This is a genomic window from Brevundimonas sp. ZS04 (assembly GCF_001956865.1).
Lineage (GTDB): Bacteria > Pseudomonadota > Alphaproteobacteria > Caulobacterales > Caulobacteraceae > Brevundimonas > Brevundimonas diminuta.
Map to the genome: position 1 here is coordinate 174,494 of NZ_MTHE01000004.1, position 21,870 is coordinate 196,363.

Below are 21,870 nucleotides of genomic sequence, written 5' to 3' on the forward strand. Positions count from 1 at the left end.
GCGCCGCATGACGGGCCAATCCCGAAGCCAGACCAAGCCTGATCGCGCGCAATGGGGCCGCTGGTTCGGTCGGCCCGGCCGCTCGCTGACGCGGCGGCTGATCTGGCTGGCTGCGGCGTGGATCCTGATCGCCCTGGCGGCGGCGGCCGTGGTGCTGACCGCGGTGTTTCAGGAATCGGCCCTGCGCCGTCTGGGCAATATCCTGGGCGACACCATCGACGAGGCGGTGGTGGCCGCCACCATCACGCCCGAGGGCGAGGTCTTTATCGGCGAGATTCAGGACGCCCGCACCCAGCGCCTGCTGTCCGGCAAATACTGGATGGTGGCCGAGCCGACGCCGACGGGCGGAATGCAGGTTCTGGCGCACTCGGCCTCTCTGGGCGAGGCTGAGCTGGAGCACGGTCCCGACCTGACCAACCGGTTGCGCTCGGCCTTCGGCCAGACCATCAGCTACAACGCCGAGGACGGTCCCAAGGGCGAGCCCCTGCGCATCGCCGCCAGCATGAAACAACTGCCCGGGCGCGACCGGCCGGTGATCTTCTTCGCGGGGATCGACCGCTCGGACGTCGACGCCGACACCCGTCAGTTCGCCACCGTCACCTGGATCGCCATGCTGCTGCTGGGGGCGGGGCTGGTGACGGCGGTCTTCATCCAGGTGCAGGTGGGCCTGCGACCGCTCTTTGATTTGGGCGACGAGATTTCCGACGTGCGCCAGGGCCGCTCGCATCGGGTCGAGGGCGCCTACCCGGTCGAGATCCAGCCCCTGGCCGAACAGGTCAATCGCCTGCTGGCCCACAATCAGGAGACGGTCGAGCGTCAGCGCACCCACGTCGGCAACTTGGCCCACGCCCTGAAGACTCCTCTGGCCGTTATGCTGGCCGAGGCCGGGACGAAGGAAGGACCGCTGCCGGACCTGATCCGCCGCCAGACCAAGGTGATGCAGGATCAGGTCGACCACCATCTGCGCCGCGCCCGCGCCGCCGCCCGCGCCGCCCACGGCCTGGGCGAACGCACAGCTGTCGCCGAGGTGCTGGACGAGATGGCCGTCATGCTGGAGCGGGTGTTCGAGACCAAGGGCGTCGAGATCGACTGGCGCGCCCCTGACGACCTGGCCTTCCTGGGCGAGCGCCAGGACTTGCAGGAGATCTTCGGCAATCTGATCGAGAACGCCGCCAAGTGGTGCACGCGCCGGGTGCGCATCTCGGCCGGGCCGTCGACGCCGGGCCAGATGATCGCCGTGGTCGAGGACGACGGCCCCGGCCTGCCCGCCGACCAGCGCGACACGGCCCTGAAACGCGGCACCCGCATGGATGAGGACACGCCCGGCACAGGTTTGGGCCTGTCGATCGTCGACGAACTGACCCGCGCCTACGGCGGCCGCGTCACCCTCGGCGACAGCGACATGGGCGGCCTGAAGGTGGTGCTGGAGCTGCCGGCGGCGGAGGGGTGAGGGCGAGGAAGCGCGGAGGGCCCTTCGCTAAGGGCGAACCGCTAGGCGCCAAGTTGCGACCAAGGCGATAGCTTTTCGCGCGATGTCCAGCCTGTGCTCGTCGCTGGTTTCGAACTCGATCCGATCACGTTCGATTTCTGAGAGATACTCGGCGATCTGTGTTTCTGTGGAGCCGGATCGCACCAACCTCCAGAATTCGGGCAGATAGGCTCGATATTCATCGTCAGCCGATCCCTCCATGTCCGAAACACCAATGGGATCCCACTGACGAAACAAGAGGCGATCCAGAGCTTCGTAGGCGCACGCATCTTCAGCGCTGAATTTCGTTCCCATGGGGTCAGCTTGCAGTCCAGAGCTTATGTCCGCAACGGGTGGGAAGCAGACGCTAACGAACTTCCCATCGAGCAAAGGCGTAGTAGCTATCACCAGCCGGGGGAAAGCTGCCATCGGTGCACTGCGCAGTCGCTCTGAGCTGAACGCGCGTCGCCCATGCGCCGAACGAAGAACCCGGTTCCGACTCATCGACCAGACTGCACGCCGTCGTTACGCCACCTTCGCCTAGGTCGCATTTCAACAGCGCCCATCCCTTGCCCTTCCCATCGATGGGCATCGTCGTCACTAGGCTTTGCGGCACTCGCCTCCGGAGCTCGGCAGGGCACCAAAGCCGAGATCCTGTCGCTAGGTCACGCTCGGATAGTTCACAGACGGCAGGTTCAGGCCGCAGTGCGGCAGGCGGTGCAGATTGATAGACAGTGAACAACATCGTGGCGATGATCATCGGTTCTCCTAAGTTCAATTCGCCAAAGTCTGCTAAGGGTGGTTAGCGGACTCCCCCATCCCGTTGGGGTGCCACAGCTCTGTAGAGCCGATCCTCTTGTCCAAAGATGATGCTGATACTGCGGGGGCCGCTTCGTTCGCTGCAGTCGAGCACTACGGCACGCTCACCAACCCACAGCGCTCGACCTTTGCAAGAAGGGATCGCGGGCTGAAGATAGAGTTGGGCGTCGGCGGAATAGCCGCGCGCCTCATACCTCTTCACGGTGTAGGCGACTGTCTGGCCCAAGGTGAGGGCGGCGAGGATAGCGGCGGCGATGGCTGCGATGCCGGCGCGCAGGCTCCTTTCTCTATGAAAACGCAGAGCGGGTTGACCGAGCAGACCCACCAGCACGAAGCCGCTCGAGGACACCGCAGCCGCTGCGCCTTGGTCGGCTTCGCCTTGGGATAACCCCCAGAGGCCCAGGGCGAAAACAAGGGCGGCGATGATGAGCGCAATCCGGCCAAACCAGCGCAACCGCCCTCTAAAACCTCCGATGACCCTAGCGGCCAGCAGCGCCATTGCCAAGGGAATGGCAAAGAAGAGAAGCGACAGACCCGACATTACGACGTCAGTGACCGTTGCGAGTTGGAGGAAGTTCAGACCCCAACGATCAAATACCGCCTGATTTGCGAATATTGACACGGCAAACGATGCGGCGGTGACGACGGAGAAAAACTCAGTCAGCCGTTTGGCAAGCTGAAATCCTCCTGATCGAATAACCGGGACGCTGGTCGGCGCTGCGGGCTTCCTGACGTCAGATGCTACTTCCCTGCCTTGCTGCAACTGGTCCGTCATGATTTCCCCGATCAATGAGGAATGGTAGCCGAAACTGCGGCGCTATGAGAAGCGGGATCGACCGGTTCATAAGTGGCGACGGGTCTGACGACACTCGATTTATTACAACGTCAAGCCATCCCGATGAGCCGCTCGACGAAGTGGTGGCTTTTGCCACGGTGTAGTGTGCCAACGCCGACGGCGCCGCCGACATCGTCCGAATGAGAAGTCCGCAACGGGTCGTGAACCGAAGTTCGCTTAAGGGTGGGAAGCGGTCATCAATCTGCTAGTTTCGTCGTCGCGTTGGGGGGGCGGATGGAAAGACGCATCGGTACTGTAGGCAAGGCCTCGGCAGTCACCGCTTCGCTGCTATTAATCGTGACAATGGTCGGAATAGCTCTCCCTGTTCCGGGGCAGAGAATGGATGGTCCGTTGGGGGCAGATTGCATGCTCATGGCGCAGGCGTTGCGCAGCACGCCTCCTCCTTATCGCGTGATCGGTTCAGATCGTGCCTGCGACTGGCGGGGCTTGGGGTTCCCACATGCCGTGGCATACGAACAACTTGCTCCTGGAACGGAGAGCGGGGGCAGCACAGTCGAAGCCCCGAGATACAGCATTGGTGGTTTTAGAGCTGAGGTCGGAGTTGGTGTGGTTCTGGCGGCGCTTGCCGGCTCGGGGCAGGACTGCACTTTTTACCGCTTCTGGGGCATGTGGCATCGCGCAAGGTGCGTGGATACTTGGATAGCATAACGTCGCTAAGCGTCATGAAGCGAAGTTCGCTTAAGGGTGGTTAGCGGACCCGATGGTCAGTCAGAAACCAAGCGATAAGTGGCGTGGCTTTCGATCCATTCACCCTGACGCCGATCTTTCCAGACCTTCGGCTCGGGAGTGAAATCGCACAGTTCGCCGTGCACGGTCTCGGTCGGCTCCCATTTCGCATCGGCATACCGAAGCTGGAGCACGACCGTCGAACCAGACAGGCTTTCGCCACTGATTGGTTCGTCGAGCTGGACCACGACGGCACGCGATCCATTCTGACCCGGTAAGAATTGGGTCACTGTGCCAAGAACCGATGCTCGACCGGACAGCCAAGCGGAATTGGGTTCATAGCCGCCGCCAAGCTGCAAACGGTCCCCTATAGTCAGGCTATCTTGGGTAGACATCGGGGACATTGGATTGCTGTGCTCATGTCCGCAATGGGTCGACAGCTGACATTGGGCCTAAGGGGAGGAAGCGGACGTTGCGGTTAATCGCTCAGTTCTGGAATGAGCGTGCTGAGCGTTGCGCCGGGGGTCCAAAGCGCAGCATTCCAGCCGCGCGCACGTGCGGCTTCGACGTTCTTTTCGGTGTCGTCGATGAAGGCGATCGCTGACGCGGGCAGGCCCACGCGTTGCTCGACCGCCGCATAGAAATCCTGTGACGGCTTCGAAACCCCAAGCTGCGCGGCATAGTGGATGTCGTCAAACCGATCGCGAAGCTTGAGCGTATCCCACAGATAGGACGCGCGTTCATGCTCCTGAACGGTCGCCAGGTGCAGCGGCACGCCTGACGCCCGGACCTCGGCCAGTTGCCGCAGCAGAGCTTCGTCCAGATGGGCGTCGCCTTCAAACCAATAGCGGATCAGCTGATCACAGCTGACATGCGGCGCGACGTCCGCGAGCGCGGGCGTCAATCGGTCCCGCAGCGTTGCGCGACCATGAACGACCTCGTCCCACCACGGCTTGAAGAAGCGGTCTTGCAGCGCTTGGCGCGGAACACCCAGATCCTCCTCAATGCGAGCGGACCATCCTGACGGGTCAGGGTGACGAACCACGACGCCATCGACATCCACCATCAAGACGGTCGGCTTCATCAGACCTGCAATCCATTGCATCAGAGAAGGAGCTATTCGCGGGTTTGCAGTCTGGCCGCAAGAGACGCGAAACGAGGTTCACTCAAAGGGCGGGCGATCCTGTTCACGCTATCGATCACGCCTCAAATCCCCTGTTAACCCGCGATGGCGCACCTTTGGCGCCGTGGCTGTGAATCTCTGTACGGCCGGAGGAGTGGGAATGGCGGACCTGTCGGTCGCCCAGAGGGCCGCCTTGGCCCAGCTGATCGAACGGTGTCCGGACCGGGTTCTGACGCAGCTTTCGGGGCTGGCGGGGACGATGGCGGGCGACCGGGCGGCGGACCTGCGCGACATGATCGAGGTCGAGGCGCTGGACCGGCGTCGCCGCAACATCGCCTTCGGGCCCCTTCTGCCTCTGTTTCAGCCGCGCGCCGACGGCCTGCCGGGCCTCGGCTTTCCGCCGGCGGTGCTGGGGCGGCTGTGGCGCAGCGCCACCCGCAACGAGCCGGAACTGCTGCCGCAGCTGGATCGCGCTGACGACCTGTCGCGCATGATCGCCGACCGCCTCTGCCTCAGCGCCGCCTTCGCCCTGCGCGACCGGGCGGGCGAGATCTGGCCGGAAGACGCGTCTGGACAAGCGCAGGAGCTGGCGGCCTGCCTGGATTTGGCGGCGACGGCGCGCAGAGCCTTGCCGCACCTGCCCGACTGGATCGGCCGTTCGGGGCCGGAAACGGCGGCGGAGCTGAAGCTGGCGCTGCGCCAGGCGGCCGGGATCGCGCCCGAGGGGGCCAGCCGCCTGCTGGAGATCATCTTCGCCCATCTGGAGGACGCGCGTCTGATCTTGCGCGTCGCCGCGCTGGCCGCGCCGGGCGGGCGCGAACTCAGCGCCGAGACGGCCTTGGGTGAAAGCGAGCTGGGCCTGTTCGTCGACCGCATCCTGCTGGCTCTGGCGCGCCGCGCCGCCGAGGCCGCCGCCTTCGACCCGGCTAGGGGCGAGGCCGACCTGGACGCCTTCAAGGCCGATCTGGACTGGTGCGCCGAGACCCTGGCCGAGATCGACATGGCCCTGCCGCTCAAGGCCGACAGCGCCTGGGGCAAGGCGGTGCGGCAGGCGCGGCTGAAGGTGGCGCTCAGCCTGTCCGAACGCTTCAGCGCGGCCGAGCGGGCGGTGGACGCCGTCCTGCCGGTCGAGCGGACCGCCCTGGTCGGGCGCATGACGCGGCCGACGCCCCGGCTGGACGGAGCGGTCGAGGCGGTCGCGGCCGATCGGGCGCGGGCCTTGGCGGCGCTGGTGGGATTGGTGCGCGGCCCGGCGGCCGTGTTCGGCTGCGAGGCGGAACGGCGTCAGACGGCCGAGGCCCTGACCGGCCGCCTGGCCGCCTGGGCTGATGAAGCCATGGAGCGGCTCAACGACGGCATGGCCGCCGACGAGGCGGCGGCGCGCAAGCGCATCGTCCTGACCGCCGAGCTTTTGGGCCTGATCGGCGCGCGCGAGGCGTCGCGCACGGTGCGGCGGCGGTTGATGGCGTCAGGTGCGGCGTCGCGCGCCTCGCCTCCGGCCGCCTGATCCGCTACAGCGGCGGCCATGACGATCTTCTGGATCATGACGGCCCTGGCGACGGCGCTGGCGGGCCTGGCGGTGCTGTCCGCCGCGCGACGCGGGGCGGAGGCCGAGAGCGTGGCGGATCGCGACGCGGGCGCGCGCGAACTGGCCGAGCTGGACCGGCTGAAGGCGCGGGGCCTGCTGGACGAGGCGAGCTGGACCGCCGCGCGAGCCGAAGCGGGCCGTCGCCTGCTGGCCGCCCACCGCGCGGATCGCCGTCCGGTGTCGCGCCCGGCCGACCGCTATTGGGTGCTGGGCGGGATCGGAGCCGCGGCCGCCGCGTCGCTGGGCCTTTATGCCGTCTTCGGCGCGCCGGGAATGAAGGATCAGGCCTATGAGACCCGCGTGCGCGAATGGGCCTCGACGCCCGAGGCGCTGGAGCCGGCTCAGGTCGCGGCCGTGCTGGGGCAGGTGGTCAAGGACCGGCCCGACGACCGTCTGGCCTTGACCATGCTGGGCGCCGCCCGGTTCGAGGCGGGCGACCCCATCGGCGCGGCCTCGGCCTTCCGCCGCGCCCTGGCCATCCAGCCCGACGACGCCCAGAGCTGGGCGCGGCTGGGCGAGAGCCTGGTGCGGGCCAATGACGGCGCGGTCGACGGCGACGCCGAGGCGGCCTTCCGCCAGGCGGTCAAGCTGGACCCCGACCAGCTGGGCGCGCGCTTCTATCTGGGCGAGGCCGCCCTGGCGCGCGGCGACCGGGCCGAGGCCGAGGCCATGTGGACGCCTCTGATCGCCGTGCTGGCGCCGTCGGATCCGCGTCGCGCCGACCTGCAGAACCGCCTGGCCGAGGCCGCCCGATGAGCCGTTGGCCCGCCCTTAACCTCGCCCTATACGCGGTGGTGTTTTCCGCCGTCCCCGGATCGTCGACATGAGCTGGTTGCCCAAATCGCCCAAGGCGCGCCGCCGCCTGTGGGTCGTCATCGCTGCGGCGCCGGTGCTGGCGCTGGCCGTCGGCCTGTCGCTGTGGGCGATGAAGGACAATGTGACCTTCTTCTACTCCCCCTCTGAGGTGACGCCGCAGAAGGTTCCGGCCGGCCAGATGATCCGCCTGGGCGGTCTGGTTGAGGCGGGCAGCGTGCACAAGGCCGCCGACGGTTCGGTCGTCTTCGTCGTCACCGACAACGGGGCGACGGCGCAGGTGATCTATCACGGCGACCTGCCCGACCTGTTCCGCGAGGGGCAGGGCATTGTGGCGCAAGGGTCGTTCCGTCCCGACCGCACCTTCGAGGCCAGCCAGGTGCTGGCCAAGCACGACGAGACCTATATGCCGCGCGAAGTCGCCGACCGTCTGAAGGAAAAGGGCGAGTGGCGGCCCGAGGGCGACGAGGCCGCGTCCGCCGCCGCAACCGTGCAGCAGGGGGCCTAAGCCTTGATCGTCGAACTGGGCGCCTTCGCCCTGATCCTGGCGCTGGTGCTGTCGGCGCTCAGCCTGGCGCTGACCACGGCGGGACGTCTGCGGCTCAGCCCGGTGCTGGCCGGGGCGGGGGGCGGCGCCATGCTGGCCTCGGCCGCGGCGATCGCCCTGGCCTTCGCCGCCCTGATCTACGCCTTCGTGGTGTCGGACTTCTCGGTGTCGAACGTGGCCATGAACAGCCACACCGACAAGCCGGTCTTCTACAAGGTCGCCGCCGCCTGGGGCAGCCATGAGGGCTCGCTGCTGCTGTGGTGTCTGGTGATGACGGTCTTCGGCGGGGCGCTGGCGTTGGCGCGCGGCCTGCCGTTCGGGCTGAAGACCTCGGCCGTGGCGGTGCAGGCGGGCCTGTCGAGCCTGTTCCTGGCCTTCGCCGCCTTCACCTCCAACCCCTTCTTCCGGCTGGACCCGGCGCCGGTGCAGGGCGCATCCCTGAACCCCCTGCTGCAGGATCCGGCGCTGGCGGTGCACCCGCCGCTGCTCTACGGCGGCTATGTCGGGTTTTCGGTCTGCTTCTCCCTGGCGGTCGCCGCCCTGATCGAGAAGCGCGTCGATCCGGCCTGGGGCCGCTGGGTGCGGCCGTGGGCGCTGGCGTCCTGGGCCCTGCTGACCGTCGGCATCGCGCTGGGCTCCTTCTGGGCCTATTACGAACTAGGCTGGGGCGGCTGGTGGTTCTGGGATCCGGTCGAGAACGCCAGCTTCATGCCGTGGCTGGCGGGCGCGGCCCTGCTGCACTCGGCCATCGTCACCGAGCGGCGCGGGGCGCTGGCGGGCTGGACGGTCTTCCTGGCGATCCTGGCCTTCACCTTCTCCATGCTGGGCGCGTTTCTGGTGCGCTCGGGCGTGCTGACCAGCGTCCACGCCTTCGCCGTCGATCCCCAGCGGGGGATGATGCTGCTGGCCATTCTGGGCGTGGCGGCGGGCGCGGCCTTCATCCTGTTCGCCCTGCGCGCCCCGGCCATCCGCTCGGGCGCCGCCTTCGCCCCGGTCAGCCGCGAAGGCGCGCTGGTGCTGAACAACCTGTTCCTGACGGCGGCGGCCGCCACGGTGCTGCTGGGCACCCTTTATCCGCTCATTCTGGAAGGCGTGACGGGGGCGACCATCTCGGTCGGCCCGCCCTATTTCAACGCTGTCTTCAATCCGCTGATGATCGTGGCCTGTCTGATCCTGCCCGCCGGGCCGCTGCTGGCGTGGAAGCGGGGCGATCTGAAGGGGGCCCTGCAGCGCCTGTGGCTGGCCGCCGCGCTGGCCATCGCCGCCGCCTTCGCCGCCTTCTTCCTGTTCGAGCCCAAGAAGGCGCTGGCCGCCGCAGGACTGGGCGTCGGGGCGTGGCTGATCTGCGGCGCGCTGGCGGAGCTGGGCGTGCGCACCAAGGCCTTCCGCGCGCCCTTGGCAGAGACGCTGCGCCGCGCCAAGGGCCTGCCGCTGGGGGCCTGGGGCATGGCGCTGGCGCACGCCGGTCTGGGCGTCTTCATTCTGGGGGCCGTGGTCGAGACCAGCTTCAAGGCCGAGGCGGCCGCCGCCCTGCCGCTGGGCGGTGAAGTCGCGGCGGGGCCGTGGAAGGCGCGGCTGGACGCGGTTCAGGTCATCGAGGGCCCGAACTATCTGGCCGAGCAGGGCCGCCTGACCATCATGCCGGTCGACGGACGCGCGCCCGAGCGCGTCATCACCGCCGAGCGCCGCTTCTTCCCGGCGGGCGGCCAGACCACGACCGAGGTCGGCCTCGACTTCCGCGGTCTGGACGATGTCTACGCGGTCATGGGCGACCGCGCGGCGACCGACGACGGCGAGCGGGCCTGGATCGTGCGCATCTACTACAATCCCTGGGCGCGGCTGATCTTCCTGGGACCGGCGCTGATGGCGCTGGGCGGACTGATCTCCCTGCTGGACCGGCGCCTGCGCGTCGGGGCGGGCTCGCGCGTGAAGAAGGCCGCCCAGCCGGTCGAGCCAGTCGAGGCTCAAGCATGAAGCGCGCCGCCGCCCTGTTCGCCGCCGTCCTTCTGGCCGGCGCCGCCGCGCCCGCGCTGGCCGAGCCGCCGCCTGCGCCGGATCGTCCGCTGACGGATCCTGCGCAGGAGGCCCGCGCCCGCGCCCTGTTCGGCGACATCCGCTGCGTCGTCTGCCAGCACGAATCCATCGCCGACAGCCCGGCCGGCATCGCCGCCGACCTGCGCGGCCTGGTGCGCGAACAGATCGCCGCCGGAAAGACGGACGACGAGATCAAGGCCGACCTGCTGCGCCGCTACGGCGACTATGTGCTGTTCCAGCCGCCGCTGCGGATCGGCACCTGGCTGTTGTGGTTCGGCCCCTTCGCCCTAGCGGCAGGAGCGGGCGTGGTGCTGGTCCTGCGGGCGCGTCGGCGCGGGACGGGCGAGGCCGCCCCCCTGACGTCGGAGGAAGAACGCGCCCTGGCCGCCCTGACGGCGGACGACGAGAACGCCTGAGCCTGTCCGTTTGGAAAGCCTTTCGCCGCCTTCCTGACGCAGACGCGCCACATCGCGAACGACGATCGGGAACAATCATCGCGAGGGCGTGCATTGGCTTGAGCCGTAACGCCCTATATCCATGGGCGAACGGAGCTTTTCCGTATCCGCCAGTAGAGACTGCAAGGACGACGATGCTGAAACGCAAGGAGTTCATTCTGGGGGCCGCTGTCGGCCTGACCTTCGCCGCCGCCGCGACGGCGGGCGGGGTCATCACCTGGCCGGGCGCCGAAGCCGCGCCCGCCGCCAAGGTCGGACAGCTGGTTCCCTCGGCCGGGGCTGGAGCCTTGGCCTTCGCCCCGCCGCAGGGCGCGCCGCTCAGCTTCGCCGACATCTTCCAGCAGGTCGCCCCCGCCGTGGTGCAGATCGACGTGAAGACCCGCGTCCAGCGCCCGCGCGGCGGGGTGTTCCAGATCCCCGGCTTCGGCGCCGTGCCTATCCCCGGCGCGCCGGGCGGCTCGGGCGAGGAGGGCGAAGACAACTCGACCACGGCCCTGGGCGCCGGCTCGGGCTTCCTGATCTCGGCTGACGGCTTCATCGTCACCAACAACCACGTCGTCGAGAACGCCGAGGAGATCAGCGTCAAGTTCAGCGACGGCCGTGAGTTGAAGGGCAAGCTGATCGGCCGCGACGAGGGCACCGACCTGGCGGTCATCAAGGTGGAAGGTTCGGCCTTCCCCTTCGTCAGCTTTGAAGAAAGCGCCGAGCCGCGCGTCGGCGATTGGGTCATCGCCGTGGGCAACCCCTTCGGCCTGGGCGGCACGGCGACGGCGGGCATCGTCTCGGCCAAGTCGCGCGACATCGACCCGGTCGGCTACAACGAATATCTGCAGATCGACGCCGCCATCAACCGGGGCAACTCGGGCGGGCCGACCTTCGACATCTATGGCCGCGTGATCGGGGTGAACACGGCGATCTTCTCGCCGTCGGGCGGCTCGGTCGGCATCGGCTTCGCCATCCCGGCCAGCACGGCCAAGGCTGTCACCGATAAGCTGATGCGCGGCGAAAGCGTCGAGCGCGGCTATCTGGGCGTGCAAATCCAGACCCTGTCCAAGGATGCGGCGGCCGCCCTGGGGCTGAGCGAAGACACCAAGGGCGCCTATGTCGCCGAGGTGACGGCCGGCGCCCCTGGCGAACGTGGCGGGATGCAGATCGGCGACGTGGTCGTCAGCGTGAACGGCGAGGCGGTCGACAGCTCGACCGAACTGACCCGACGCGTGGCCCGCGCCAAGCCCGGCGACACGCTGCGGCTGGAAGTTCTGCGCGACGGCAAGCGCCAGACGTTGAACATCCGCGCCGGCACCCGTCCGTCGGAAGCTGAACTGAACGGCGGCCAGGATTCGGGCGCCCAGCAACCGGGCGAGGACGGCGCCGCCGCCAGCCAGTCGATCGAAGGCATGACGGTGACGCCGATCACTGCGGCCCTGCGTCAGCGCTACTCGATACCGGAGGATATGCAGGGCGTGGTGGTCACCGCCGTCGCTCCGCGTTCGGAAGCAGGCAAGATGCGGATGCCGGTCGGCACGGTCATCCAGCGCGCCAACAATCGCGTGGTCCGTACCGAGGCCGATCTGAAGGCGGCTGTCGACGCGGCGCGAGCGGCGGGGCGGCCGGGGGTCTTCCTGTTGGTGCGAACCCCGGCGGGCAATTCTTCGGTGGTTCTGCCCTTCGCCAAGTCTGAATAAGGCGTAACTCACGAGATCGGCGGCGATGCGCTAACATCGCCGCCGAATCTTTTTTGGGAGGCTGCATGCGTATTCTGGTGGTTGAGGACGACGCTGAAGCCGCGACCGCCATGGTGCGCGGTTTGAGCGAGGCTGGGCACGAAGTCACTCATGCGGTGGACGGCGCCTTCGGCCTGCTGGAATCGCAGAAGGGCGGCTACGACGTCTATGTCGTGGACCGCATGATGCCGCGCCTGGACGGCGTCGGCATGGTCGAGACCATCCGCAAGGGCGGCGACCAGACGCCGGTCCTGTTCCTGTCCGCCCTGGGCGAGGTCGAGGACCGCGTCACGGGTCTGAAGGCGGGCGGCGACGACTATCTGGTCAAGCCCTACGCCCTGGCCGAGCTGGTTGCGCGGGTCGAGGCCCTGTCGCGCCGCCGCGAGACGGGCGGGGTCCAGACCGTGCTCAAGGTCGGCGACCTGGAGATGAACCTGATCGCCCGCACCGTCCACCGCGACGGCCAGGAGATCGACCTGCAGCCGCGCGAGTTCCAGCTGTTGGAGTTCCTGATGCGCCACGCGGGCCAATCGGTGACGCGCACCATGCTGCTGGAGAAGGTCTGGGAATACCACTTCGACCCTCAGACCAATGTCATCGACGTGCACATCAGCCGCCTGCGCTCCAAGATCGACAAGGGCTTCGACAAGGCCATGCTGCAGACCGTGCGCGGCGCGGGGTACCGGCTGGAGGCGTAAGGCCCCGGCATGAAACTGCCCTCGCTCTTTCGACGGACGCCCTTCCGGCTGACGCTGCTGTTTCTGGCGCTGTTCGTGGCGACGGCCAGTGCTGTGCTGGCCTATGTCTATTTCGCCTCGGCGTCCGAGGCGCGGGCGCGGGCCGAGGCCAGCGTCAAGGCTGAGGTCGAGGGGCTGACCGCCGTCTATCGCACACGGGGGCGCGATGCGTTGAACCAGGTGCTGGTCGAACGCACGCTGAAGGGCGGGCCCTACCTCTATCTGTTGATGGCGCCGGACCGCTCGGTCATCACCGGCAATGTCTCGGAATCGCCGCTGGACCCGCCCAAGGCGGACGCGCCGCCGTCGACTGCGCGCTGGGACGACTTCCGCCTGACCGACACGGATGAGGACGGGCGTGTGCGTCGTCGCGGCGCTATCGGCGTGGAAACGACCTTGTCCGGCGGCGAGCATCTGTTCGTGGGCGAGGACATCGGCGACATCGAGGCCTATCTGGCGCGGCTGACCCAGGCCCTGTGGGGGGCGATGGTCATGGTGCTGGTGCTGGGCGTCGGCGGCGGTCTGTGGATCAGCCGGGGCGTCGAGCGCGCCATGGCGGGTCTGAACCGGGTGGTGGCGGCGGTGCAGGAGGGCGACCTGAAGACGCGCGTTCCGATCCGCCATTCCGGCGACGAGCTGGACGAACTGGCCGAGGGTCTGAACGGGATGCTGGACCGGCTGGAGGGCTCGATGGCCTCGATCCGCCATGCCGGGGACGCCATCGCCCACGACCTGCGCACGCCTCTGAACCGGATGAAGGCCAAGATGGAGGTCGCGCTTATCGACGCCGAGGCGGGGCGAACGTCGGGCGTGGACGCCCTGGGCGTGGCGCTGGACGAGGCGGACGCGTTGCTCAAGACCTTCAACACCGTCCTGGCCATCGCCCGTCTGCAGGCGGGCGGGGCGCCGGACCCCAAGGTGTTCGACGCCGCCGATCTGGCCGCTGACATGGCCGAGCTGTACGAACCGGCGGGCGAGGACAAGGGGCTGGAGTTCGCCGCCGAGATCGAGAAGGGGCTGATGATCGAGGGCAACCAGCCCTTCCTGGCCCAGGCGCTGGCCAATCTGATCGACAACGCCATCAAATATACGCCGGAGGGCGGGGCGGTGACGTTCCGGGCGCGGCGGCGCTCGTCGGGCGACGTGGAGTTTTCCGTGACTGACAACGGGCCGGGCGTGCCGGACGAGGATCGCGAGCGCGTGCTGCAACGCTTCGTCCGACTGGACAACAGCCGCACCGAGCCGGGGTCGGGCCTGGGCCTGTCGCTGGTGACAGCGGTGGCCGAGGCGCACGGCGGTCGCATCCAGCTGGACGAGGGGCCGGGCGTCTATGACGGACGCGGGCCGGGCCTGCGCGTGGCCCTGATCCTGCCCGCCGCGATGCGGGCGCTTGAGGCTGAGGCGTGAGCGAAGCTCTGGCGAAACGATTGCAGCCCTGCGGTCCCGTGCGCGACGCCGAGGCGGCGGCGCGCCTGCATGAACGGCTGGCCGAGGCGGCGGACGCCGACGGCTGGCGCGCGACGCTGGATGCGGCCTGGGCGGCGCTGGAGCCGGTCTTCGCCGCCTCGCCCTATCTGGCGGGCTTGGCGCGCCGCTGTCCGGATCGGTTGCGGCGAACGCTGGACGCCGATCCCGAAGCGCGACTGGCGGAGATTCTGGCGGGCGCCGACGCCCTGACCGGCGCGCCGGATGAGGCCAAGGCGCCGCTGCGCCGGCTGAAGGCGGAACTGCACCTGCTGACGGCCTTGTGCGATCTGGGCGGGGTCTGGGATCTGGATCAGGTGACGGGCGCCCTGTCGCGGTTCGCCGATGCGGCGGCGCGGGCGGCGCTGCGGATTACGGCCGACGACTGGCGCAGGCGCGGTCGGCTGACCTCGGCGCCTGACGATCCGCGCGGGCCGGTTCCGGGCCTGTTCGTCCTGGCCATGGGCAAGGGCGGGGCGTTCGAGCTCAACTATTCCTCAGACATCGATCTGTCGCTGTTCTACGAGCCGGAGGCGCTGCAGAGCGCCCTGGCCGAGGGCGTAGAGATGCAGGGCTTCGCCAACCGTCTGGCCCAGGGGCTGACGGCCCTGCTGGCCGAGCGGACGGCGGACGGCTACGTCTTCCGGGTCGATCTGCGGCTGCGGCCCGATCCGTCCTCGACCCCGCCTGCAGTCGCGGCGCCGATGGCGCTGGCCTACTACGAATCCGTCGGCCAGAACTGGGAGCGGGCGGCCTTCATCAAGGCCCGCGTCTGCGCCGGGGATGCGGCCGAGGGCGCCGCCTTCCTGAAGGCGCTGGTCCCCTACATCTGGCGGCGCAGCCTGGACTACCAGGCCGTGCTCGACATCCAGTCGATCAAGAAACAGATCCATGTTCACAAGACCGGCGAGGGTCTGGAGGCGGCGGGCGCCAATCTGAAACTGGGCCGGGGCGGCATCCGCGAGATTGAGTTCTACGTCCAGACCCAGCAGCTGATCCTGGGCGGACGCGACCGGTCCTTGCGCTCGCCGCGCACCCTGGAGGCGCTGGACGCCCTGACCGCCGCCGGCCACGTCGCGCCTGAGGCGCGCGACGAACTGCACGCCGCCTATGTCGAGCTGCGCGCGCTGGAGCATCGGGCGCAGATGCTGGCGGACGAACAGACGCACATCCTGCCCGTCGATCCCGAACGCCGCGCCGATGTGGCGGCTCTGGCGGGGCAGGGAGATCTGGCCGCCTTCGATGCGGGGATTGAGCGCCTGCTGGTGCGGGTCAACGCCCGCTATGGCGAACTGTTCGAGGGCGGCGAAGACCTGTCCTCGCCCTACGGCAGCCTAGTGTTCACGGGAGTGGAGAACGACCCCGGCACGCTGGAGACCCTGGCCCGCATGGGCTTTTCCGAGCCCGCCACGGTGTCCGACACGATCCGCAGCTGGCACCACGGCCGCATTCAGGCGACGCGCACGGCGCGGGGACGCGAGCTGTTCACCCGCCTGGCGCCGCAACTGCTGACGGCGGTGGCCAGGACGGGGGCGCCGGACGCGGCCTTCCGCCGGTTCGCCGTCTTCTTTTCGGGCCTCAGCGCCGGGGTGCAGGTGCAGGCCCTGTTCCTGAATCAGCCCAAGCTGTTCGACCTGGTGGTCGGGGTCATGGCCTTCGCGCCGCGACTGGCGCGGGCGCTGGGACGTCAGCCGCAGGCTCTGGACGGGGTGCTGGACGCGCGCTTCATGACGGCCCTGGGCACCGACACCGGCTTGGCCGATCAGGTGGTGCGCGAGGCGCATGAGGCCGGCGATTTCGAAGGGGCCATGAACGCCGTGCGCCGCCTGCACCGCGAACAGACCTTCCGTATCGGCATGCATGTCGTCACCGGCCGGACCACGGCCGAGCAGGCCGGGCTGACCTACACCTCCCTGGCCGACGCCTGCATGAAGGGGCTGGCCCCGGCGGCCCTGTCCGAGGCTGAGCGGATGGGCGGGGCCTTCGACGGCGCGGTCGCCGTGGTGGCTCTGGGCAAGGCCGGGTCGCGTGAGATGACGGCGGGGTCGGACCTGGACCTGATGACCGTCTATGCGGCGCCGCCCGAGGCGGTGTCCGCCGGGCGCGGCTGGAGCGCCGAGACCTTCTACGGCCGTTTCACCCAGCGGTTCATCGCCGCCCTGTCGGCCCATACGGCCGAAGGCGGCTTGTATGAGGTCGATATGCGCTTGCGTCCGACCGGCTCGAAGGGGCCGGTGTCGGTGCGGCTGGAGGCGCTGGAGGCCTACTACGCCGAAGAGGCCGAGACCTGGGAGTTCATGGCTCTGACGCGCGCGCGGCTGGTCTGGGCCAGCGACGAGGCGTTCGGGGCGCGGGTCGAGGCGGCGCTGGAGGCGGCGCTGCGGCGGCCGCGGCCCGGCGTCGACATCGCCGGGGACGTGCGGGCCATGCGCGATCTGATGGACCGAGAGCGGCGGCCCAAGGGCTTCTGGGATCTGAAGCTGTCGGCGGGCGGCCAGGTCGACGCCGAGTTCGCAGCCCAGTATCGCCAGCTGACGGCGGCGCAGGTCGGAGCCCCTTTGACCGTTTCGACGCTGGAGGCTTTGGCCGACGATCCGATCCTGGCGGACGCCTGGCGCACGCATCAACAGCTGGGCCAGTTGATGGCCTGCGCCTTCGACGGCGGGGGCGACCCGGATCAGGAGCCGTTCGGCTTCCAGATGCGGCTGGCCCGAACGGTCGGGGCGCCGGATTTCGACACGCTGAAGGCCCGGTTGATCGACCTGAGACTGCGCGCGCGGCGGGCCTTTGAAGCGATGCTGCCCGCTTTGCGCGACGGAATCTGATCCGGGCGTCGTTCCATCTTTCGACAGGATCGCTTCTCGGCCTTCGGGCCAGATGGAGAACATCGACATGAAAAAGAGTTTCAGCGGCATGGCCGTCCTTGCTTCGGCTCTCGCCGTCAGCGGCGCAGCCATGGCCCAGGCGCCGGCTCGGACTCAGACGCCGGACGCTCGTCCGCACCACGCGCAGATGGTCGAACCGGTCAGCAAGGCGGACTTCGTGCAGCGCCGGGTCGAGCGCCTGCGCGCGGCGGACGCCAATAGCGATGGTCAGGTGACGGCCGAGGAGATGCGGACCTATGCCCAGGCGCGCCGCGCCGAGCGACGGGCCGCGCGCTTCGACCGGCTGGATGCGAACAACGACGGCGTGCTGGACCGTGAGGAGTTCAACACGCCGCGTGCGCGCGGCGAGCGCGGCGAGGGCATGGGCGGGCGTCATGGCGGCGGCCGCAATCATCGGGACGCGAACATGCGCGGCATGGCGCGAGGCGGAGAAAGCCGGTTCCCTATCGTCATCGCTGACGTTGAACGCCGGGCGAATGAGGCTTTTGCGCGTATGGACGCCAACAGCGACGGCGTGCTGACGCAGGACGAACGCCGCGCCGCCATGCGCGCCAATCGAGGCGACATGCGCCAGAGGCACGAACAGCGTCGCGCGCGCACGCCGGCGGCGTCGCCTTCGGCGCCTGCTTCGGAGTAGGGTGATGGCGGGGAAGACGGCTCGTCCGTCCGCCCTTTCTGGATTGAGCCGAAGAGGCTGGATTGGCGACAACCGTCGACCCCGACGAGGATCTGGTGCGCCGTGTGGGCGAAGGCGACCCCGCGGCCATTCAGGCCATGGTGGCGCGCAAGCTGCCGCGCATGTTGTCGCTCGCCCGGCGGATGCTGGGCGACGCGGCGGAGGCTGAGGACGTGGCTCAGGAAGCGATGCTCAGAGCCTGGAGACAGGCGCCGCGCTGGACCCCCGGCCAGGCGCGGTTCGACACCTGGCTGCACCGGGTGGGCTTGAACCTGTGCTACGATCGGCTGCGACGTCGGCGCGAGATCGCGACGGATGTGTTGCCGGACGGCGTCGACGACGGCCCGGCGCCGGACCGGGGCCTGCTGGCGGCCGAGACGGGCGCGCGGGTCGAGGCGGCCCTGGCGCGTCTGCCGGAACGGCAGCGCGAAGCCATCGTCCTCTGTCACTATCAGGAGCTGGGCAATATCGAAGCCGCCGCCTTGATGGAGATCAGCGTCGAAGCGCTGGAAAGCCTGTTGTCGCGGGGCCGACGCGCCTTGCGGACCGCCCTGGCGGACATCGCGCCGCATTCTGGCGTCGCGCGGGATGGGCGACAGGGCATGCGAGGGCGCGCCGCGGAGCGCGCCGAACGACTGTGGCGGGGGACGAGATGACGATGATGACTCCAGAACGCTTTGAGCACCTGGCCGACGCCTATGGCGGAGACCTGCGCCGCTGGCCCGAGACCGAACGCGAGGCGGCGCGCGCGCTGGCGGCGGCGGACCTTCAGGCGGCGGCTCTGCTGCATGAGGCGGACGGCCTGGACGCCCTGCTGGACGCCGCGCCGCGCGTGGCGGCGTCCCATGCTCTGCGCGAACGGGTGATCGCGGCGGCGGCCGGCGCGGGCCTGGGCCGTCGTCGACGCGCGGGGATCGGCGTCATGGCCTGGCTGTCGGGCGCCGGTTGGGCGGCGGCGGCCTGCGCCGGCGCCGTCTTCGGCGTGGTCCTGACCGGCCAGATGACGGCGGACGTTCGCGCAGACACCGTGCTGTACCAGGCCAGCCTGAGCAGCGCGGACGACACGGAGGTTCTGGGCGGATGAACGGAAGAGGCCTGAAGATCGCCCTGGCGGCGTCGGTCGCCCTAAATATCTTCGCCGTGGCGGGCGCGGGCGCGGCCTGGATGGCGGCCAAGCGTGTCAAGGAAGCCACCGCCGAGGCGCGTCAGCCGGGCCGCAGCGAGCCTGTCTGGGCGGTAGTCGAGGCCCGCCCGCCCGCCGTGCGCGACCAGATCAAGCGCGAGATGCGCGCCACGGCTCTGGAAGCTCGCCCTGACTTCGAGGAGGCGCGCGCCGCCCGTCGCGAGGCGATCGCCCTGACCCGCTCGGATCAGTTCGACCCCGTGGCGGTCGCCGCCCTGCTGGAACGATCGCGCGCGTCCGAAATGCGTGGTCGGGCGCGACTGGAATCGGGAGCGGTGGAGACCTTGAACCGCCTCAATCCGGCTGATCGCGCCGCCCTGGCGCCGATCCTGTCGCGCCATAAGTCCCGGTCGAAGGAGTCGTCGAAGTGCGCGCCCTCGACGGGGAAGACGGCGGCCAAGTCGTCGACGGCGTCTGAACCGGCGGCCTGATAGGCCCTACGCCGCGCGGGCCTGAACCCGCTGGGCCGGAGCGCCGACGGGGGCCACGGCGCCCTCGGGCGCGCGGGTCGGCAGGTCGAACCAGACGGTGGTGCCGCGCCCCGGTTCGCTCTCGATCGTCATGGCGCCGCCGTGCAGTTCGATCAGCGACTTGGTCAGGGCCAGGCCCAGACCCGTCCCTTGCGTCGACTTGGAATGCTGACCCTCGACCTGTTCGAACGGCTGGGCCAGCCGCTCCAGATCCTTGGCGGCGATGCCGATGCCGGTGTCGACGACCGAGACGCGCACGGTCGCGGCGTCGCGCGGCGCGACCTTCACCGATACGGCGCCGCCCTCGGGCGTGAACTTCACCGCATTGGAGATCAGGTTCAGCAGCACCTGCTTCAGGCCGCGCTGATCGGCCTCGATATGCAGATCCTCGGGGCAGTCCAGCGTCAGGGCCAGTTGCGCCTCCTGGGCCTTGCCGCGCATCAGCCGCACCGCTTCGGCGCACAGCACGTCCAGCGCCATCGGCTCATAGTGCAGGGTCAGCTTGCCCGCCTCGATCTTGGCCATGTCGAGGATGTCGTTGATCAGGCTGAGCAGATGCTGGCCCGAGCCGTGGATGTCGGCGGCGTAGCCCTTGTAGCGACGGTCGCCCAGAGGACCGAACATCTCGGCCGCCATGATCTCAGAGAAGCCGTTGATGGCGTTCAGCGGGGTCCGCAGCTCATGGCTCATATTGGCCAGGAACTCGGACTTGGCCTGATTGGCGGCTTCGGCGCGGGTCATGGCGACCTCATATTTGCGCGCCAGCAGGGCCAGGTTCGCCTGGCTGGCCTCCAGTTCCGCCACCATGGCGCGCAGCTCGTCGGCGGCGCGGCGGCGCTCGGCCTCCTGACGGCGGATGACGGTGATGTCGGCGCAGATCACCACCGTGCCGCCGTCGCCGGTGAAGCGCTCGGCCATCTGCAGCCAGCGGCCGTCCTTCAGCTCGACCTCGCGTACCCCGGCGCGGCCCCCGGCGGAAGGGTGCTCGGCCTTGATCGCCTCGGCGGCGATGCGGTTCAGCTCGTCCTTCTGGGCGCCGGGCCGCACCACGCCCTTAGGAAAGGCGAAGGCGTCCTGGAAACCCTGGTTCCACAGGATCAGCCGCCCGCGCCGGTCGAACAGGACGAAGGCGTCGGACACGCTTTCGATGGCGTCGCGCAGGCGGCTCTCGGCGGCCTGGGCCTGGGCCTTGGTGCGACGCGCCTCGGTGACGTCCAGCGCCACTCCCATCAGGCTGTCATAGCCGCCGTCGCGTTGCGGCTGGCGCGACTGGCCGCGCGCGTCGATCCAACGCACGCCGCCGTTGCTCAGCGGCACCGGGAAGGCGGCCTCGAACACGCCGTCGGCCATGGCCTTGTCCAGGGCCTCGATCATCAGCTGGCGATAGCGCGGGTGGACCCGCTCGATCATGGCCTGGGTGGTCAGGGTGGTTCCCGTCTCCACCTCCAGCAGGGCGGCCATATAGTCGGACAGGGTCGCCTCGCCCCTGGCCAGATCCCATTCCCACACGCCGCAGCGGGCGGCCTCGACCGCGACGCGGAAACGCCGTTCGGTGTCGGCCCAACGTCGGCTGGCTCGCATCTGGCGCCAATTCTGCACTGCGATCACCACCAGCATCAGCACCACCAGCAGCAGGGGCGCCGCCAGCATCCAGGCGTCGTCCAGCCAGGCGGCGAAGGCGTCGGGCCGAGGCAGGCTCGCCACGACCGACAGGCCGGTGTCGCCGATCGGGGCCACGGCGGCGGTCCGGGGGCGGCCGTCCGGCCCCTTGGCCGCCTGATCCGGCGTCGCCGGCGCCTGACCCGACGGCAGGACGCTGAGACCGGCCTGCGCCAGCGTCGGCTTCAGGTTCGGCAGGGGCGTGCGGGCGACCAGGATATGACCGCCCGGCGTCGTCCGGCGCGTGGTCAGGCCGTCCTCCCCGATCGACAGTCCCGCAGCTGCGTCCGGACCCAGGCGGGCGCCGCGCGCCGCCAGGGCGCGGCCGTTTGCGTCGGCGATCAGGAAGGCGGCCTCGGGGTCTTCCAGCCGGGCGCTGTCCAGCGCCTGCACCGGCTGGCCGGGCGTCTGGGTCAGAACGCGGGCGGCGGCGTCCAAAGCGCGATCGGTCTGGGCGGCGCGGGCCTCGACCTGGGCGGCGGCGAGCCGAGCCTCAAGCGTCAGGGTCTCCTGGCGGGCGGCCTCGACTTCACGGCTGGGACGGCTGTGCTCGCGGGCGAACAGCATGACATAGGCCGCCAGCGCCAGCGCCACGGCGAGCGCAAGGATGCGGACCCAGGGCGCAGAGCGCGCGGCCTGGTGGTCCGTGGCCCGACGGCCCGGCCCGTAACTGCGGCGCTCGGTGCCCCGCAAGGGCGACCCT

General features: G+C 69.3%; 19 protein-coding genes. 14 read left to right on the forward strand and 5 right to left on the reverse strand.

Annotation, left to right across the window (positions count from 1 at the left end; genetic code table 11):
- Positions 1-7: 7 nt before the first annotated feature.
- The gene (locus BJP32_RS07280; RefSeq protein WP_083673920.1) at positions 8-1,450 is read left to right on the forward strand and encodes a sensor histidine kinase; all 1,443 of its coding nucleotides are present in this window, start codon (positions 8-10) and stop codon (positions 1,448-1,450) included.
- 27 nt (positions 1,451-1,477) lie between these two features.
- Here BJP32_RS07280 and BJP32_RS07285 read toward each other — a convergent pair whose 3' ends face one another.
- From BJP32_RS07285 to BJP32_RS07300, 4 genes are all read right to left on the reverse strand, one after another.
- Positions 1,478-1,783: a hypothetical protein gene (locus tag BJP32_RS07285; RefSeq protein WP_143255437.1), complete on the reverse strand. Its 306-nt coding sequence runs from the start codon at positions 1,781-1,783 to the stop codon at positions 1,478-1,480.
- 487 nt (positions 1,784-2,270) lie between these two features.
- On the reverse strand, positions 2,271-3,062 hold the full coding sequence (locus tag BJP32_RS07290; RefSeq protein ID WP_233126764.1) for a hypothetical protein: 792 nt from the start codon (positions 3,060-3,062) through the stop codon (positions 2,271-2,273).
- A gap of 785 nt (positions 3,063-3,847) precedes the next feature.
- Positions 3,848-4,057, reverse strand: a complete 210-nt coding sequence (locus BJP32_RS17115) for a hypothetical protein (protein WP_143255438.1) — start codon at positions 4,055-4,057, stop codon at positions 3,848-3,850.
- A 230-nt stretch (positions 4,058-4,287) separates the two neighbouring features.
- Positions 4,288-4,893, reverse strand: a complete 606-nt coding sequence (locus BJP32_RS07300; protein ID WP_076223479.1) for an HAD-IA family hydrolase — start codon at positions 4,891-4,893, stop codon at positions 4,288-4,290.
- Positions 4,894-5,092: 199 nt separating this feature from the next.
- Here BJP32_RS07300 and BJP32_RS17335 point away from each other — a divergent pair, with 199 nt between their 5' ends.
- From BJP32_RS17335 to BJP32_RS07365, 13 genes are all read left to right on the forward strand, one after another.
- On the forward strand, positions 5,093-6,439 hold the full coding sequence (locus BJP32_RS17335) for a hypothetical protein (protein WP_076223480.1): 1,347 nt from the start codon (positions 5,093-5,095) through the stop codon (positions 6,437-6,439).
- An 18-nt stretch (positions 6,440-6,457) separates the two neighbouring features.
- Positions 6,458-7,276 (forward strand): c-type cytochrome biogenesis protein CcmI, encoded by an 819-nt coding sequence (gene ccmI, locus BJP32_RS07310; protein WP_076223481.1) that lies wholly within the window; start codon positions 6,458-6,460, stop codon positions 7,274-7,276.
- A 67-nt stretch (positions 7,277-7,343) separates the two neighbouring features.
- Entirely contained in the window at positions 7,344-7,841 is a 498-nt protein-coding gene (gene ccmE, locus BJP32_RS07315) for a cytochrome c maturation protein CcmE (protein ID WP_076223482.1), read from the forward strand.
- A 3-nt stretch (positions 7,842-7,844) separates the two neighbouring features.
- Positions 7,845-9,854 (forward strand): heme lyase CcmF/NrfE family subunit, encoded by a 2,010-nt coding sequence (locus BJP32_RS07320; RefSeq protein WP_076223483.1) that lies wholly within the window; start codon positions 7,845-7,847, stop codon positions 9,852-9,854.
- On the forward strand, positions 9,851-10,330 hold the full coding sequence (locus tag BJP32_RS07325) for a cytochrome c-type biogenesis protein (protein ID WP_046651687.1): 480 nt from the start codon (positions 9,851-9,853) through the stop codon (positions 10,328-10,330). The genes BJP32_RS07320 and BJP32_RS07325 overlap by 4 nt, the downstream gene beginning before the upstream one ends.
- 173 nt (positions 10,331-10,503) lie before the next feature.
- Positions 10,504-12,054 carry a Do family serine endopeptidase gene (locus tag BJP32_RS07330; protein ID WP_046651686.1) on the forward strand — a complete coding sequence of 517 codons (1,551 nt, stop codon included), beginning with the start codon at positions 10,504-10,506 and terminating at the stop codon, positions 12,052-12,054.
- A gap of 65 nt (positions 12,055-12,119) precedes the next feature.
- Positions 12,120-12,791, forward strand: coding sequence for a response regulator transcription factor (locus BJP32_RS07335; protein ID WP_046651685.1), 672 nt, complete (start codon positions 12,120-12,122; stop codon positions 12,789-12,791).
- Positions 12,792-12,800: 9 nt separating this feature from the next.
- On the forward strand, positions 12,801-14,237 hold the full coding sequence (locus tag BJP32_RS07340) for a HAMP domain-containing sensor histidine kinase (protein ID WP_046651684.1): 1,437 nt from the start codon (positions 12,801-12,803) through the stop codon (positions 14,235-14,237).
- Positions 14,234-17,119, forward strand: a complete 2,886-nt coding sequence (locus BJP32_RS07345) for a bifunctional [glutamine synthetase] adenylyltransferase/[glutamine synthetase]-adenylyl-L-tyrosine phosphorylase (RefSeq protein WP_076223490.1) — start codon at positions 14,234-14,236, stop codon at positions 17,117-17,119. The genes BJP32_RS07340 and BJP32_RS07345 overlap by 4 nt, the downstream gene beginning before the upstream one ends.
- Before the next feature lie 67 nt (positions 17,120-17,186).
- A complete protein-coding gene (locus BJP32_RS07350; RefSeq protein WP_158043301.1) occupies positions 17,187-17,816 on the forward strand; it encodes an EF-hand domain-containing protein in 630 nt (209 codons plus the stop codon).
- A 62-nt stretch (positions 17,817-17,878) separates the two neighbouring features.
- Positions 17,879-18,511, forward strand: coding sequence for an RNA polymerase sigma factor (locus BJP32_RS07355; protein WP_076223494.1), 633 nt, complete (start codon positions 17,879-17,881; stop codon positions 18,509-18,511).
- 2 nt (positions 18,512-18,513) lie between these two features.
- The gene (locus tag BJP32_RS07360; protein WP_223850938.1) at positions 18,514-18,939 is read left to right on the forward strand and encodes a hypothetical protein; all 426 of its coding nucleotides are present in this window, start codon (positions 18,514-18,516) and stop codon (positions 18,937-18,939) included.
- A complete protein-coding gene (locus tag BJP32_RS07365) occupies positions 18,936-19,469 on the forward strand; it encodes a periplasmic heavy metal sensor (protein ID WP_076223496.1) in 534 nt (177 codons plus the stop codon). The genes BJP32_RS07360 and BJP32_RS07365 overlap by 4 nt, the downstream gene beginning before the upstream one ends.
- A gap of 6 nt (positions 19,470-19,475) precedes the next feature.
- Here BJP32_RS07365 and BJP32_RS07370 read toward each other — a convergent pair whose 3' ends face one another.
- Entirely contained in the window at positions 19,476-21,860 is a 2,385-nt protein-coding gene (locus BJP32_RS07370; protein ID WP_076223497.1) for an ATP-binding protein, read from the reverse strand.
- Positions 21,861-21,870 lie beyond the last annotated feature (10 nt).